The sequence below is a fragment of the Pseudomonas sp. PA-7-1E genome (assembly GCF_021605325.1).
Taxonomy (GTDB): domain Bacteria; phylum Pseudomonadota; class Gammaproteobacteria; order Pseudomonadales; family Pseudomonadaceae; genus Aquipseudomonas; species Aquipseudomonas fluorescens_BV.
Map to the genome: position 1 here is coordinate 1 of NZ_WKFA01000003.1, position 14,853 is coordinate 14,853.

General features: G+C 60.2%; 14 protein-coding genes and 1 pseudogene. 5 read left to right on the forward strand and 10 right to left on the reverse strand.

Annotation, left to right across the window (positions count from 1 at the left end; genetic code table 11):
• On the reverse strand, positions 1-695 hold a 695-nt coding region (locus GIW79_RS02590; RefSeq protein ID WP_236477357.1), incomplete at its 3' end, for an AlgP family protein.
• 192 nt (positions 696-887) lie between these two features.
• Between GIW79_RS02590 and GIW79_RS02595 the strand changes: the two genes are divergently transcribed.
• On the forward strand, positions 888-1,565 hold the full coding sequence (locus GIW79_RS02595) for an FKBP-type peptidyl-prolyl cis-trans isomerase (protein WP_054896009.1): 678 nt from the start codon (positions 888-890) through the stop codon (positions 1,563-1,565).
• 53 nt (positions 1,566-1,618) lie between these two features.
• Here the strand turns inward: GIW79_RS02595 and GIW79_RS02600 are convergent, their stop codons facing one another.
• From GIW79_RS02600 to GIW79_RS02630, 7 genes are all read right to left on the reverse strand, one after another.
• Positions 1,619-2,077 (reverse strand): Rsd/AlgQ family anti-sigma factor, encoded by a 459-nt coding sequence (locus tag GIW79_RS02600; RefSeq protein ID WP_034129039.1) that lies wholly within the window; start codon positions 2,075-2,077, stop codon positions 1,619-1,621.
• Positions 2,078-2,286: 209 nt separating this feature from the next.
• A complete protein-coding gene (locus tag GIW79_RS02605) occupies positions 2,287-2,808 on the reverse strand; it encodes a disulfide bond formation protein B (protein WP_034129040.1) in 522 nt (173 codons plus the stop codon).
• A 236-nt stretch (positions 2,809-3,044) separates the two neighbouring features.
• The gene (locus GIW79_RS02610; RefSeq protein ID WP_236456256.1) at positions 3,045-4,286 is read right to left on the reverse strand and encodes a heme biosynthesis protein HemY; all 1,242 of its coding nucleotides are present in this window, start codon (positions 4,284-4,286) and stop codon (positions 3,045-3,047) included.
• Positions 4,287-4,291: 5 nt separating this feature from the next.
• Positions 4,292-5,407 carry a uroporphyrinogen-III C-methyltransferase gene (locus GIW79_RS02615; protein ID WP_034129042.1) on the reverse strand — a complete coding sequence of 372 codons (1,116 nt, stop codon included), beginning with the start codon at positions 5,405-5,407 and terminating at the stop codon, positions 4,292-4,294.
• A gap of 18 nt (positions 5,408-5,425) precedes the next feature.
• Entirely contained in the window at positions 5,426-6,184 is a 759-nt protein-coding gene (locus GIW79_RS02620) for a uroporphyrinogen-III synthase (RefSeq protein ID WP_054896010.1), read from the reverse strand.
• Positions 6,181-7,122 (reverse strand): hydroxymethylbilane synthase, encoded by a 942-nt coding sequence (hemC, locus tag GIW79_RS02625; protein ID WP_034129044.1) that lies wholly within the window; start codon positions 7,120-7,122, stop codon positions 6,181-6,183. The genes GIW79_RS02620 and hemC overlap by 4 nt, the downstream gene beginning before the upstream one ends.
• 138 nt (positions 7,123-7,260) lie before the next feature.
• Positions 7,261-8,007 carry a LytR/AlgR family response regulator transcription factor gene (locus tag GIW79_RS02630; RefSeq protein WP_034129045.1) on the reverse strand — a complete coding sequence of 249 codons (747 nt, stop codon included), beginning with the start codon at positions 8,005-8,007 and terminating at the stop codon, positions 7,261-7,263.
• Between the two features lie 501 nt (positions 8,008-8,508).
• Here GIW79_RS02630 and argH point away from each other — a divergent pair.
• A pseudogene (gene argH, locus GIW79_RS02635) lies at positions 8,509-9,900 on the forward strand (argininosuccinate lyase); the annotation flags it as partial.
• 6 nt (positions 9,901-9,906) lie between these two features.
• On the opposite strand, the gene GIW79_RS02640 reads toward argH, so the two are convergent.
• Complete coding sequence (locus GIW79_RS02640; protein ID WP_034129047.1) at positions 9,907-10,566, reverse strand: glutathione S-transferase family protein; 660 nt, start codon at positions 10,564-10,566, stop codon at positions 9,907-9,909.
• 125 nt (positions 10,567-10,691) lie between these two features.
• Between GIW79_RS02640 and GIW79_RS02645 the strand changes: the two genes are divergently transcribed.
• The 3 genes from GIW79_RS02645 to GIW79_RS02655 all read left to right on the forward strand — a co-directional run bounded on the left by GIW79_RS02645 (position 10,692) and on the right by GIW79_RS02655 (position 14,336).
• A complete protein-coding gene (locus GIW79_RS02645) occupies positions 10,692-10,976 on the forward strand; it encodes a hypothetical protein (protein WP_014720450.1) in 285 nt (94 codons plus the stop codon).
• 95 nt (positions 10,977-11,071) lie between these two features.
• Positions 11,072-11,326: a TIGR02647 family protein gene (locus tag GIW79_RS02650; protein ID WP_003195403.1), complete on the forward strand. Its 255-nt coding sequence runs from the start codon at positions 11,072-11,074 to the stop codon at positions 11,324-11,326.
• A 169-nt stretch (positions 11,327-11,495) separates the two neighbouring features.
• Entirely contained in the window at positions 11,496-14,336 is a 2,841-nt protein-coding gene (locus GIW79_RS02655; RefSeq protein ID WP_236452608.1) for a class I adenylate cyclase, read from the forward strand.
• On the opposite strand, the gene rnk is transcribed toward GIW79_RS02655, so the two are convergent.
• Positions 14,333-14,746: a nucleoside diphosphate kinase regulator gene (gene rnk / locus GIW79_RS02660; RefSeq protein WP_034129049.1), complete on the reverse strand. Its 414-nt coding sequence runs from the start codon at positions 14,744-14,746 to the stop codon at positions 14,333-14,335. The two genes, GIW79_RS02655 and rnk, sit on opposite strands and share 4 nt — an antisense overlap.
• Positions 14,747-14,853: the final 107 nt, after the last annotated feature.

Consider the following 14,853-nt stretch of genomic DNA (forward strand, 5'->3'; position numbering starts at 1 on the left):
GTTTTAGCAGCTGGCTTCGCGGCTGGTTTGGCAGCAGCAGTTTTAGCGGCTGGCTTAGCGGCTGGTTTGGCAGCAGCAGTTTTAGCAGTTGGCTTAGCGGCTGGTTTGGCAGCAGCAGTTTTAGCAGCTGGCTTAGCGGCTGGTTTGGCAGCAGCAGTTTTAGCAGCTGGCTTGGCGGCTGGTTTGGAAGCAGCGGTTTTAGCGGCTGGCTTGGCGGCTGGTTTGGAAGCAGCGGTTTTAGCGGCTGGTTTGGCAGCAGTTTTAGCGGCTGGCTTCGCGGCTACTTTTGCAGGCGTACGAGCACCCAGTGCCTTAGCTACGGCTTCCTTCACACGGCCAACGCCTTGGGCCAATTTCAGGCTTTCTTGAGCGTCTTTTTTGAGTTGGGAAATGTAGCTGCGGGTTTCGGCTTGGCGATCCTTGAGAGCATCCAGCAGCTCTTCAAGTTCTTTGACCGCGCCTTTGGCTTTGGCTTGCGCCTTGGACTTGCCGGCAGTGGCGGCGTCTTGCAGTTTGGTGCGGGACTTGTGCAGTTTTTCTTGCGCTTTACCGCGTTGCTTTTCCAGTTTGGCGAGCAGTTTTTCTGCATCAGCCAAGGCTTGGGAGCACGCGCTTTCCAGATGTTCGAGCAGGCTGCCCGAAAGTTGTTGGAGCAAGTGCAACGGGGTATTTACAGGCTTCTGTTTGGCCGACATGGTTTACCTCCTGGCTGACGTGGGTGCGGCTCATACTAGCCCTCTGCTCTTACCGCCGCTAGGGCATGTTGACAGTATCCTTTGCGTTGCGTTGCAGCGTGCGAAAATTCTTATCGATATAACGGAAAACCACGTCACTTTTTACGCAGCCGCACTGGCATAATCCGTCGCACTTTCGCCGGGAGAATGCCCATGTCGCGTTACCTTTTTCTAGTGTTCGGCTTGGCGATCTGCGTGGCCGATGCAAGCGAGCAACCCTCTTCAAACACCACCGCCGCAACCCCGCACGATCTTGCCTATAGCATGGGCGCAAGCCTTGGCGAACGGTTGCGCCAGGAAGTCCCCGACCTGCAGATACAGGCCCTGCTCGACGGACTCAAGCAAGCCTACCAAGGCAAGCCACTGGCGCTGGATAACGCGCGCATCGAACAGATCCTCGCACAGCACGAAGCGCAGAGCGCCGCCGACGCCCAACGACCTCAAAGCGAAAAAGCACTCGCTGCCGAGCAGCAATTTCTCTCAAGGGAAATAGCCGCAGCCGGCGTTCGTCAGTTGGCCGATGGTATCCTGCTCACCGAGCTGGCACCCGGCACTGGCAACAAGCCGTTGGCCAGCGATGAAGTGCAGGTTAAATACGTGGGCCGACTGCCTGATGGAACTGTCTTCGACAAAAGTACGCAACCGCAATGGTTTCGCCTCAACAGCGTGATCAGCGGTTGGAGCAGTGCATTACAACAGATGCCGGTGGGTGCGAAATGGCGTCTGGTGATTCCTTCAGCCCAGGCCTATGGCGCAGACGGCGCAGGTGAGTTGATCCCCCCCTATACGCCGCTGGTGTTCGAGATCGAACTACTCGGCACTCGCCACTGACCCATAAAAAAACGGTGCGACATGCGCACCGTTTTGTATCTCCCCGCCGAGGGTCAGGCCTGGACAGCAGCCTTTTGTTTGTGGGCCGTGTGCAACACTTCGATCAGGCAATCTTCCAACTCGAAACGCTCATGGAGCAGACCGCCGAGCTCCTTGAATTTTTCAGCAACACACTTGCCTTCATCACACAGATCATTGAAGGCCAGCAGCTTCTCGGTGATCACATCAATGCGCGGGTAAAGGGTTTCGGCCAATTCCAATCCGCGCTTGTCATTGAAGGCTTTCGCTTCGCCGGTCAGCTGCTCATAAACCTCAAAATGACCCGCAGACACGTAGTCCACCAAAGACCCGCAGAATTCTTGCAGAGGCTTTTGCTTCTCAGCCAATGCATCGGGATGGGCACCAAGAGTGTCATAGGCCTGAATCAGTTCGTGGCGCTCCAACAGCCATCTATCGATCAGCTTATGCACCCCACCCCAGCGTTCCTGAGCATTCTGACAACTTTCCAACATGATGATCTCTCTTCCCTATTGGGGCGCCGCAGCTCTGTACCTGCGCAACACTTCAAGGATGAAGCAGCAGACGGACAAGGCCGTGTCTGACAAGCGGTTTGGATAACGCGTGCGGGCCAGATTATGCCCGCATGACTATGGCTTCAAGGTACGCAGGAGAGAATGTTCATACAAGTGTTTAATCCGCTCCTACAACCTGAGTCTTGTTTTCAAGGCGTTGCGAGGCGCAAATGCCTGTCGAACAACAACCGTGACACCTGCATGAACCCCAGGATCAGCATCGCCACGAAGAACAACAGACTCCACTCAGGCAGGCTCAGGTCAAACAGCGTCCAGTTGATTTCGACACAATCGACCGTGCCATTGAACACCGAGCGCATTGCCTGCCAGACAGACAGGTTTTCAAGCATGTGCTGCACGCTGGGCCAGCAATCCCCGACCTGACTTGCCGGCCTGTTCTGCAACAGCACTTGCCTGCCTGCGGTGATGGCGCCCAGCAACGCACAGGCCATGCTCGCCAGCCCGTAGAGGCAATGGCCGGAACGCCCAGGTCTGTGAAGTGCGGCAATCAGGTTGATCAAGGCAAAAGACGCGAGGAACAGGCGCTGTACCTGGCATAGAAAACAAGGTCGTAGCAGCGCGCCGTATTGAAGGTAGAAAGACGCGCCCAACGTCAGCGCACCCGCCATGAACGCCAGGAAAAACAAAGAGCGTAAAGGGGCCAAAGACATTGTTTATCCGCACTGCAAGAGATAGGTCGCTACGGTAGAGGAAAGGCCCGACCCCTTTCAATACGCCCTAGAGCAGACATTTCCTCGAAAACATAAGGACATCCCGCCACGGGCCCGAGGAAATTCAGTTACAACAAGTAGGAATTAGTAACAAGGCCAGTTAAACCGAGTGTTTTCAAGCGTTGAAGGAGCGGGTGTCGGATCGGTCCGAGCCAACCCACTCACCCTTTCCTACTTCAAGCTCGCGCAGGCACCGGCAGCGGCGAAGACAGCAGGCGATTGTCGAGCAATCCCAAGCCTTCCTGAAACAGCTGGTTGCTGCGCTCGGTGTCGCCCAATTGGGCCAGCAGGCGAGCCAATTCGGCGCAGGCTTCGGGATTGCGCTGCACTTGCAGGCTGCTTTCCAGATAATCCCGCGCCTTGCCCCACAGACTGTTTTGCAGGCACAGACGGCCCAGCGTCAGCAACAGGCTGGCATCGCCTGGGTGGTCCTTGAGCCAGCCTTCGGCAAACTTCAATTGGCGCGCAGGATCACTGCCGCGCAACAGGCCGTACAACCGGATCAAGTGGCTGTCATAACCGCGCTTGAGAGCACCACGCAGCACTTCTTCGGCCTTGGCATCCGCGCCCAATCGACGCAGTTGGTCGGCATACGCCAACACCAGTTGTGGCTGTTGGCGCTGGGCAGCGGTCAGTTGCTCCCATGCGCGTTCCAAGGACTGCAACCCGGCTTCGCCTTGCTCTTCACGCTGGGCCGCCAGGCTCAGGTTCTCGCCCCAGGCGCGACGCTCCAGCTCGGCCAGTTCATTGGCGGGCAAGACTTTGTCCTTGCGCAGCTCAGGCAGCAGGCGAATCACAGACGACCAATCGCCACGCTGCTGATGCAGGCGTTGCAGTTGTCGCAGCACTTGCGCGTTATGCGGGTGACGCCCATGCATCGCCTGAAGAGTGACCAGCGCGCCTTCCGTATCACCTCGATCCATCTGCAATTGCGCGTGGCTCAAGGCAATGGCCAGTTCGGCCTGGGGCTGGCGCTCCAGAGCGCGCTCCAGCAAGCCGTCGGATTCCTCATAACGGCCCTGTTCATTAGCCGCACGGGCGGCACCGATGTAATACAGCAGCGGCTGACGCTCTGCTTCGGCGGCGCGGTGCAAGTGGCGCTCCGCACTGGCCCAACGTCCCTCGGCGAGGTCCATCTGGCCTTGCTCGATAGCGATCTGAACACGGCGGCTGCGATTGCGCCGTGACCAGGGGTTGACCACGCCACCGGATGTGGTGACCAGGCTCCACAACACGCGGACCAGATAAATCGCCAGGCCGATGGCAAACACCGCCACCAATGTCGCCCACAGGCTTGATTCGTAATGCAGCAGGTGAGGATAGGTAATCAACACGTAGCCGGTGTGCTTCGAAATGCCTACACCCAGGGCCAGGGCGAGCGCAATTGCGAGCACCAGGATCACATAGAAACGCTTCATCAGCTCTACTCCTGGGTCGCCGGTTTGCCAGCCGCGGCCTTGGCTTCGTCGGCCGACAGATGACGACGCTCAAGGTACGCCTGCACAGCGGCCAGGCTCGCGGCCAGGTCAGGCGTGACCACGGACACGGCCTTGGGCTCAAGCTCGGCAATGCGCGCCAGCATCGCCTTGCTCTGCGGGTTGTCCTGGTTGAAGTTGTCCTGCAACACGCTGCGCGCTTCCCCCAACGAGCGGCTGTAGACGGCCGCCTCGCCGTTAAGCGCAGCCCATTGGGCTTGCTCCAGTGCCAGGCTCAAGGCCAGGCGCACTTGGTTCAGGCCTTGGCCTGCCAGCAAGGGACGGATGTTGTCATCCGGGTTGAAGTCAATGCGGAAATAACGGGAGATCTGCTCCCACCACTGGCTCAACTGGTTCTGCGTATCGCTGGTGGGGCGCCCCTGGGAAGCAGGCTCCGTGAGCTGATACTCCGGGGCAATCGCCGCCAGTTGCACCACCTGGTCACGCAAGGCGGCCAGTTGCAGGTACAGGCCGGTACGGTCCGGTTGCTCGGTGCTGCGCAGCGCGGCCAGGCTCTTGGCCAATTGCTCCCGTGCAGCGAAAGCCCCTGGGTCGCTCTGTTCGCGAAGAATCTCGTCGGCACCCTGGACCAGCGACTGGGCGCTGTTAATGTCTTGCAAGGCGGACAAACGCAAGCTGGCCAGACGGATCAGATGCTCGGCCTCGGCCAGGCGCCAGTCCTTGCGGCTGGCACCCAACACGGTTTCCAGACGCTGGTTGAGGCGCTGCTGATCTCCCTGCAACTGCGTGACCAGGCGGCGACGCTCTTCCAGCTCATCCGCACCCGGCAACTGCGCCAGGCGGGCGGCCAGCTGTTGCTGGCCTTGCTTGAGGCTCTGGGACTGGTCATCCAGGGTCTGCACCTGGCCCAGTTGGTGCTGGCTGCTGGCTTGCAGGGCACGGACCTGCCAGATCCCCCAGCCGCCGGCGGCTACGCCCGCAGCGCCCAACAGCAAGGCGACGACGGCCAGGCCATTGCCACGGCGTGGCGCGCTGACCGGTGTCTCGACCGGCGCATCAAGCGCGGGCTGAGCTTCATCTTTAGGCAAGGCTGTTTCGCTCACGTATCCGTCCTTTGCGTATCAGAGAGTGGGAACGGGATAGCTCCCTAACGCCACTAACAAAGCCGCGGCACTCGCGCCGCGACAATCCACAACTTTTTCTGCACCCGCCGCCCGCGCCATTTCATATACACGCGGGCTGGGCACGAACAACGGCAGCTGTGCCACCTCTGGCCAATCGGGGCCGGCTGACGCGTGCAGGTGTAAAAAACCCTGCCCACTGCTGACCACCAGGCCGTTCAAGCGTTCCAACTGGATGCGTTGCATCAACGCGCCCTTTTCATACACCGGAAGAAAACGCCGATACAATTCCAGGTAATCGACACTAGCACCTTGCTCGCGTAAACGCTCTGCCAGCAACTCACGCCCGCCCTCGCCGCGCAGGATCAACACCCGGCCGCCCGGCAGTGCAATAGCCTCGCGCAAGGCGGGCAGTTCAAGCAAGGCCTCGCTATCGTCGCCAGTGGCGGGATAGTGAACCTTGAGGCCATGATCGGCCAGTATCTGTGCCGTCGCCGCGCCGACACTGAACCAGGGCATTGGCGGCACACTGTCCCCCAACCGCTGCAACGCCAGGCGTGCAGCCGGCTTGCTCACCACGATGACGGCGCAATAGCGCGGCAGCGCGCCGAATACCGCGCGTTGCTCAGCAGTCACCGGCAAGGCTTCGGTCTCCAGCAAAGGCAGGCAGCTGCTGTGAATGCCGCTCTTGGCCAATAACGCCGCCACGGCCGTCGACTCCTCGGCAGGCCGCGTCAGCAGCACTCGCCATTTGGTCACTGCGGGCCGGCCTCGCCATAGACTTTTTGCAAAATGGCACCCGCGCCTTTTTCCAGCAGTTCCTCGGCAACCTGAATCCCCAGTGCCGTGGCATCACGCTGCGGCCCACGCACCTCGGCGGTCAGCAGGTTACCGCCGTCCGGATCACCGACCAGGCCACGCAGCCACAGGTTCTCACCTTCGAGTACGGCATAGCAGGCGATGGGCACTTGGCAGCCACCGTTGAGGTGTTTGTTCAAGGCACGCTCGGCGGTAACACGCACTTCGGTGTCCGCGTGATCGAGAGGCTTGAGCAGTGCGTGAATTTCGCTGTCGGCGGTGCGACATTCGATGCCGACTGCACCCTGCCCGCCAGCTGGCAGGCTGTCTTCGACGCTGATGGCCGAGGTGATGCGGTCTTCAAAGCCCAGGCGGATCAGGCCGGCAGCGGCGAGGATGATCGCGTCGTATTCCCCGGCGTCCAGCTTGGCCAGGCGCGTGTTGACGTTGCCACGCAAAAAGCGGATCTGCAGGTCGGGACGCCGCGTCAGCAACTGGGCCTGGCGACGCAGGCTGGAGGTGCCGACGATACTGCCTGGCGGCAATTCGTCCAGAGACGCGAAGGTGTTGGAAACGAAGGCGTCGCGCGGGTCTTCGCGCTCGCAGATACAAAAAAGGCCCAGGCCTTCAGGGAAGTCCATGGGCACGTCTTTCATCGAATGCACGGCGATGTCGGCTTCGTTATCCAGCAGCGCAGTTTCCAATTCCTTGACGAACAGGCCCTTGCCGCCGATTTTGGACAGTGGCGAGTCCAGCAGCTTATCGCCGCGACTGACCATGGGCACCAGGGAGACCTTGAGGCCGGGATGGGCCTGCTCAAGGCGTGCTTTGACGTATTCGGCCTGCCACAAGGCCAAGGCGCTTTTACGGGTGGCGATGCGGATTTCGCGAGAGGACATGGATCAATCCGTACTGAATAGATACGGCGGATAATAACAGCTCAGGCAAATACGCTTTGATTTGAATCAGCAAGTGCGGGGCCTCCCTGGCCACGTCGCACCGGGATAAGGAATGCAGACCGCGCCGCAGCCCTTGGGCTAAAGCTGCTGCATCATTTTGCGCACGCCAGCGACATGGCGTCGGCTGACGATCAACGCATCGCCATTGAGCCCCTTCAGGAATAACTGAAAGTGCCCCAGGGGCGTGCGCTGCAGGCGCTCGATACGTTCACGGGCGACCAGCGCGTTGCGATGAATGCGCACGAAACGCTCGCCAAACTCGTCTTCAAGCGCCTTGAGCGGCTCATCGAGCAACACTTCACCGGTCTCGTGGCGCAAGGTCACGTATTTGTGATCGGCAATAAAGTAGACCACCTGGCCGAGTGGGATCAGTTCGATGCCCTTGCGGGTACGCGCGCTGATATGGCTGCGTGGCCCGTTACCACTTTGCGCAGCCGGTTGCGTCAAGGCAGCCAGTTGGGCGCGGCTGGGACGCTCGGCTTTTTTCAAAGCTTTGAGCAAGGCTTCAGCAGTGGCCGGCTTGACGAGAAAACTGACACCGCTGTCTTCCAGCGCCTGTGCAGAAAACTCATCCTGCGCCGCACACAACACCACGGCAGGCGGCGATTCGCGTTCGCTCAGGCGGGCGGCGACCTGCAGGCCATCAAAGCCCGGCATCCGGATATCGAGCAGCACTACATCGGGCTTGTGGCTGTCGATCAGCGTCAACGCCTCCTCGCCACTGGTGGCACTCGGTTCAAGGACTGAATAACCCTCAAGTTCACTGACCAGACGGCTCAGTCGCTCGCGGGCTTGGGGTTCGTCATCAACGATCAGGACATTCATATTGCGCTGGATTCCTGCGTGAGTCTCGCACAAGGATAGCGTAGACAGGTGCGGTGACTGACGTCACAGCGATCCACGCTAAGACTAGCGCGAGCGGCAAAAAGTGCCCTGAGAATGGCACCCAAATTTACCCGGACCTGTTCAATAGCGCCCAAGACCCGCTGCATTCGGGCATCGTCGTAGGGTTCACTGATAAACAATCCGAATACCCCCCTGTTTAATGGATAGTCTGGTTATGACCGCATCACCCGACTTTGGTGCATTCACACACTATCAGTCCAACTGTAGACGCTCACTGAGGCGACATTGCTCAATCGTCAAATATCGTTTCAATAAGTACCTGTCACCAGTCTCGTCCCGGATGCGGTCGGCGGCAAGGCACTTAGCCATCTCTTACACAAATAAAATTGCCGACCACCCGCAGCACCGCCTCCACGGGCAACCCTGTTATGATCGCCTGCACACCTTCATGCCTCTTTTAAGCAGATCACGAGCGAATCCATGAGCACCGACAAGACCAACCAGTCCTGGGGCGGCCGCTTCAGTGAACCCGTCGACGCCTTCGTCGCGCGCTTCACCGCCTCCGTCACCTTCGATCAACGCCTGTACCGCCACGACATCATGGGCTCCATCGCCCACGCTACGATGCTGGCCAAGGTCGGCGTGCTGACCGACGCCGAGCGTGACAGCATTATCGACGGCCTGACCACCATCCGCGGTGAGATCGAGGCAGGGACGTTCGACTGGCGCGTAGACCTCGAAGACGTGCACATGAACATCGAGGCACGCCTCACTGATCGCATCGGCGTGACCGGCAAAAAACTGCACACCGGCCGTAGCCGTAACGACCAGGTCGCCACCGATATCCGCCTATGGCTGCGCGATGAGATCGACCTGATTCTGGGCGAAATCACCCGCCTGCAAAAAGGCTTGCTGGAGCAGGCCGAGCGTGAATCGGACACCATCATGCCCGGCTTCACCCACCTGCAGACCGCACAACCCGTGACCTTCGGCCACCACCTGCTGGCCTGGTTCGAAATGCTCAGCCGCGACTACGAACGCCTGGTCGATTGCCGCAAGCGCGCCAACCGCATGCCGCTGGGCAGCGCTGCACTGGCCGGCACCACCTACCCGATCGACCGTGAGTACACCGCACAACTGCTGGGCTTTGACGCCGTGGGCGGCAATTCTTTGGACGGCGTGTCGGACCGTGACTTCGCCATTGAATTCTGCGCCGCAGCCAGCATCGCGATGATGCACCTGTCGCGCTTCTCCGAAGAGCTGGTGCTATGGACCAGCGCGCAATTCCAGTTCATCGACCTGCCAGACCGCTTCTGCACCGGCAGCTCGATCATGCCGCAAAAGAAAAACCCCGACGTGCCAGAGCTGGTGCGTGGCAAGAGCGGCCGTGTGTTTGGCGCGCTGATGGGCCTGCTGACCCTGATGAAAGGCCAACCACTGGCCTACAACAAGGACAACCAGGAAGACAAGGAACCGCTCTTCGACGCCGCCGACACCCTGCGCGACTCGCTGCGCGCCTTTGCCGACATGATCCCGGCGATCAAGCCCAAGCACGCGATCATGCGTGAAGCGGCACTGCGCGGGTTCTCCACCGCGACCGACCTGGCGGATTACCTGGTGCGCCGTGGCCTGCCGTTCCGTGACTGCCACGAAATCGTTGGCCACGCCGTGAAGTACGGTGTGGACACCGGCAAGGACCTTGCGGAAATGAGCCTGGAAGAACTGCGCCAGTTCAGCGACCAGATCGAGCAGGATGTGTTTGCCGTGCTGACCCTGGAAGGCTCGGTGAATGCCCGTAACCATGTGGGCGGCACTGCGCCGGCACAGGTCAAGGCGGCGGTCGTGCGCGGCAAGGCATTGCTCGCCACAAAAGCGACTCTATTTCTTGGCCGCAATCATCGCCATGAACGCCGGCATCGCCGCCTGCCTGTCCGCCTCTACCTTCTGCGCATTGGGCATCTCATTCAGGCGCGCCAACAATGCCTTCGCCTTCGGCAACTGCTCCAGCAGGTCCAGCCCAAACAGCTTTTCGCCCACACCGCAGGCCAGGCTGAGGCTGTACATGAAATACAGGTCCGCGAGGGTGAAGCTCTCACCTGCCACATAAGGCGCAAACTTACCGTGCCGGCCTAACGTACCCATCCCAAGCAGCAGCTCGGCCCTGGATTTTTCCTTGATCGCCTCCGGCACCGTCATGCCGAAAAAAGCCTCGGCGTAACACGCCCGCGCAGGCAGTTCGATGTACAGCTCGATCTCACGGCACAACGCCAACACCTGAGCCCGCGCAAACGGGTCGGCGGGCAACAGCGCCGGGCCTTCCTGGCTCTGCTCGAGGTATTCGAGGATGACGCTGGTTTCGTTGATGAACCCCTGCTTCACACCCAGCACGGGCACTTTGCCGCGGGGGCTGACCGCCAAAGCTTCGGGGGTTTGCCCGGCGTAAAAAGGCACTTCTTCGAAGGGCAGTCCTTTCTCCAACAGCGCCAGCTTGACCATGTTGTAGTAGTTGCTGACCGAAAATCCGTAAAGCTTGAGCATCGCAAAGCCTCCAGGCCGGGTGTGGGGTTGGCTGCAAGAGTTATAGATCCTTGAGGGCACCCTGACCAGCAGCATCACCCACCTGAATGGGGGTAGACTGACGCCCTTTCCTTGAGGAGCCTGCCATGAGCGAGCCGACCGATATCGACAACGACGAAGAAGAATTCACCGAGACCACGCTGATCGAAGCCATCGAGAACCAGATCGAGAGCGATAACCCGCCAGCGGCCAAGGCTACGTTCAACAAACTGACCCTGGTGGGTTACGAGCGCGAAGATATCCTGAATCTGATGGCTCACGTGCTGGCGTTCGAGATCGATGCCATGCTCGAAGATGACCGCGCCTTCAATACCGAGTGGTATGAAACGGCACTGCGGGCACTGCCCGAGCTGCCGCCGGAAAAGGAATAACCCCGGCACGCAGCAACACGCTGGACAGTTCGGCAAAGTGCGTTCACCTTATGGCCTGCTAGCCTCTAATAAATTTTAGAAAGTCTGGAGTCCTTATGTCGTATACCCCTGAGTTGGTTGCCGAACTGGAAATCCTTGTACTCTTCCCCTTGGACAGCACCAAGGAAGGCTTGAAAGTCCATCAGACTGCCGCCCCCACTGCCATCGCCGCTGCCAAGCGCCTCCATGCCAAAGGGCTGATCGACCAACCGGACGGGGGCTACCTGACGAGTCTTGGCCGGGACGCTGCCGAGCAAGCCCAAACCCTGCTGACCATCCTCACCACTGCCAGCACCAAAGAAGCCGCCTGATACCTGATACTGCCCATGGAGTCCGCCGCCTGCGGATTCCGCGGGCACTGCTGCGCGGCATACAGAATTCTGACGCCAAAAAGCCATTTCCCTCTAAAACTCCTACGCTACTGTCTGTAAACTCCTGCATGGCCGCCCGCGTCGGGCCCTGCGAGCCAACGAGTTCGACATGACCCGCACCCATGAAATCCGCCCCGATCTGGACGAAGGCATCGACCGCAAGGTGCTGACCCAACTGCGCGCGCGTTTCATGACCCTCAATCAAGGCCGCATGGCCCGGGCCGTCGAGGGGCTGACGCCACGTCAGCAAAGCGTGCTGGCCTTGTTGCCGCTGTTTTTCCACGTCAATCACCCGCTCTTGCCGGGCTATGTCTCTAGCAGCACGCCGGCCGGGCTGTCGAATTTCGAACCGGACGCCCAGACCCTGGCCGATGCCCAGCGCCTGACCCGTTCGTTCTCCTATAAACCGCGCCACGGCAACCCGCCTACGCCGATCCACGGCTTGTTCCTGATGGGCAGCCTTGGCACCCTGGCCCAGGCCGATCAAAGCGATATGGACGTGTGGGTGTGCCACGCTCCCGACTTGAGCGAAACCGAGCTGGCCGAGCTGCGCAAAAAGTGCCAACTGCTGGAAACCTGGGCCTTGGGCATGGGCGCCGAAGCGCATTTCTTCCTGATCGACCCGACGCGCTTTGTGTTGGGTGATCGCGATACGCAACTGAGTTCCGACGACTGCGGCACCACCCAGCACTACCTGTTGTTGGATGAGTTCTATCGCACCGCGATCTGGCTGGCCGGGCGCACGCCCATCTGGTGGCTGGTGCCGGTCTACGAAGAAAGCCGCTACGCCGAATTTACTCACACCCTGGTGTCCAAGCGTTTTATCCGCACCGATGAAACCCTCGACCTCGGCCATCTGGCTCATATTCCTCCAGGGGAGTTTATCGGGGCCGGGCTGTGGCAACTGTTCAAGGGCATCGAGTCGCCCTACAAGTCGGTGCTCAAGCTGCTGCTGACCGAGGTCTACGCCAGCGAACACCCGAACGTGCGCTGCCTGAGCCTGCGCTTCAAACAGGCGGTGTTCAGCCATCAGGTAGACCTGGATGAGTTGGACCCGTACATCATGGTCTACCGCCGTATCGAGGAGTACCTCAAGGCCCGCAACGAGCTGGAGCGCCTGGAATTGGTGCGGCGCAGCCTGTACCTGAAGGTCAACCGCAAGCTCAGCGCCGGCCAGCGCACCGCCGGTTGGCAACGGCAACTGCTGGAACGCCTGGCGCATGAGTGGAGCTGGGACACGCGCCAACTGGCCCTGCTGGACAGCCGCAGCCAATGGAAAGTGCGCCAGGTCGCCTCCGAGCGCCGCGCTCTGGTCAATGAGTTGAACTACAGCTACCGCTTCCTCACGCAGTTCACCCGCAGCGAACAGACCGCCAGCGCGGTCAATAAGCGCGAACTCAATGTACTGGGCCGCCGCTTGTACGCGGCGTTCGAGCGCAAGGCCGGCAAGGTCGAGTTCATCAACCCCGGCATCGCCCCTGACCTGGCCGAAGATACCTTGACTCTGGTGCAGTCGCCCAACCGCAAGGAGCCGGGCCAACACCATTGGGGCCTGTATAACGGCAACCTTACCGCTCTCGAATGGGAACACTTTGCACCGATCAAACGCAGCCGCGACCTGCTGGAAATGCTCACCTGGTGCCATCGCAACGGCGTGATCGACAGCAGCACCCGCCTGGCGCTGCACCCCGGCACCAGTGACATGACCGAGTTCGAGCTGTTCAACCTGCTGGGCAGCCTGCAACAGACCATCACCCTGCCCCTGGCCAGTGTCGACGAGGTCCGCTTGCTGCGCCCGGCAGTGCCAGAAGAGGTGCTGCTGCTGATCAACGTCGGGGTTGACCCGCTCAAGCATCATCGCGACCTGAATATTCTGATGACCACGGAGCGCACCGACTCCCTGAGCTATGCCGGCGTGCGCGACAACCTGGTGCTGACCCTGGACCAAGTCACACTCAACAGCTGGAACGAAGTGATGGTCAGCCGCTATGACGGCCCGCACGCCCTGCTCGACTGCCTGCGCGACTATCTCAACCAATTGCCATCGAACCATCTGCCACGCCTGCGAGTGCGTTGTTTTTGTCACAACCGGGCACAGTTCATTGCCCAGCGGGTGGAAGAGGTATTCGACACCGCGCAGCATCTGCTGCTCGGCCAGGGCAATCATCGCTACCTGCTCCAGGTGCAGCAGCATTATCACGTCATGGAACTGGTACCGGGCCAAGCCACCCATGTATCACTGCCGACCCAGGACGCGCTGATCGCTTACCTTAGCGAGGAGCTGGCCAGCTACAGCCCGTGGCACCTGGACGCCATGGCCTTGGAAGACCACGACCTGGCGCTGCTGCTGCCCATGGGCCAAGCCGAGTGTGTGCAGGTGTTCTACCGGGTCAATGAAGGCTTCGCCGACGTCTATGTGCTCGACGAATTCAACGCGCTCTGGCAACAGCGCTTGCCGTTTCATGATGAGCAAAGCCTCCTGGCCCCACTGCAACGCTTTTTGCAATCGATCCTGTACCGTCGGGAAGCGCTATTGTCCCTGGACACCCAGCAACCTGCGGGCGAAGTACAGATCCTGTACTACCAACTGTTGCCATCGGGCAACGGCCGGGCGCGGGGCGTGGAGCCACGACCGGCCCCGCAAGACCCGGCCAACAAGGCGTTTTATGACGTGCAGGCCATCATCGGCAAGGGCGCGCCAGGCCAGGTAGGGATCACCCTGTACTGTAATCAGCGGGAGTTTTCCGAACTGGAATTTGGCGACCAGCTGTTTGCAGTGGTCGCCCGGGAGATCGTCGGGCAACGTCGGGAAACCGAGCGTTACCGCGGCTATATCACTGACCTGGATCTGTCGGGACTGCTCGGTGATGTGCAAAGCCCAAGCAATCTGTACCTGCGCTATAAAGCCGAACTGGAACAGTCACTCAATGCGGCCTTGGATCAGGTTTAGAGCGGGAAGGCGCCGCCATCTTTGGGCTGGCCTTCGACGCTGAGCAATTCCAGCTTGAGGGTCTTGCCGCCAGGCGCCGGCCAGTCGATGTGCTGGCCCACTTGCAGGCCAAGCAATGCGCTGCCCACGGGCGCCATGATCGAAATCTTGCCTTCGTCGGCGTTCGCGTGCTTGGGGTAGACCAGCGTCAGGTGATAGTCCTTTCCGCTGCTTTGTTCACGGCAATGCACGCTGGAATTCATGGTCACGACACCCGCAGGCACTTCATCGTGACCAACCACGTCTTCGGCGCGGTCGAGTTCGGCTTGCAACGCTTCGACGCCGGGAAACTCGTCGCCCAAGCGGTCGATCAGTTGCTCCAGACGCTGCACGTCAAGACGGGTAAGAATGATGGACGGTGCGGTGGTCATGATTCAGGCAGACTCCTTTTTTCTGCACAAAAAAGCAAAACCCCGCCAGGAAAAGGCGGGGTTCTCACGGACCTCGATGAATGGAGGTGTATCCGGACACTACCACA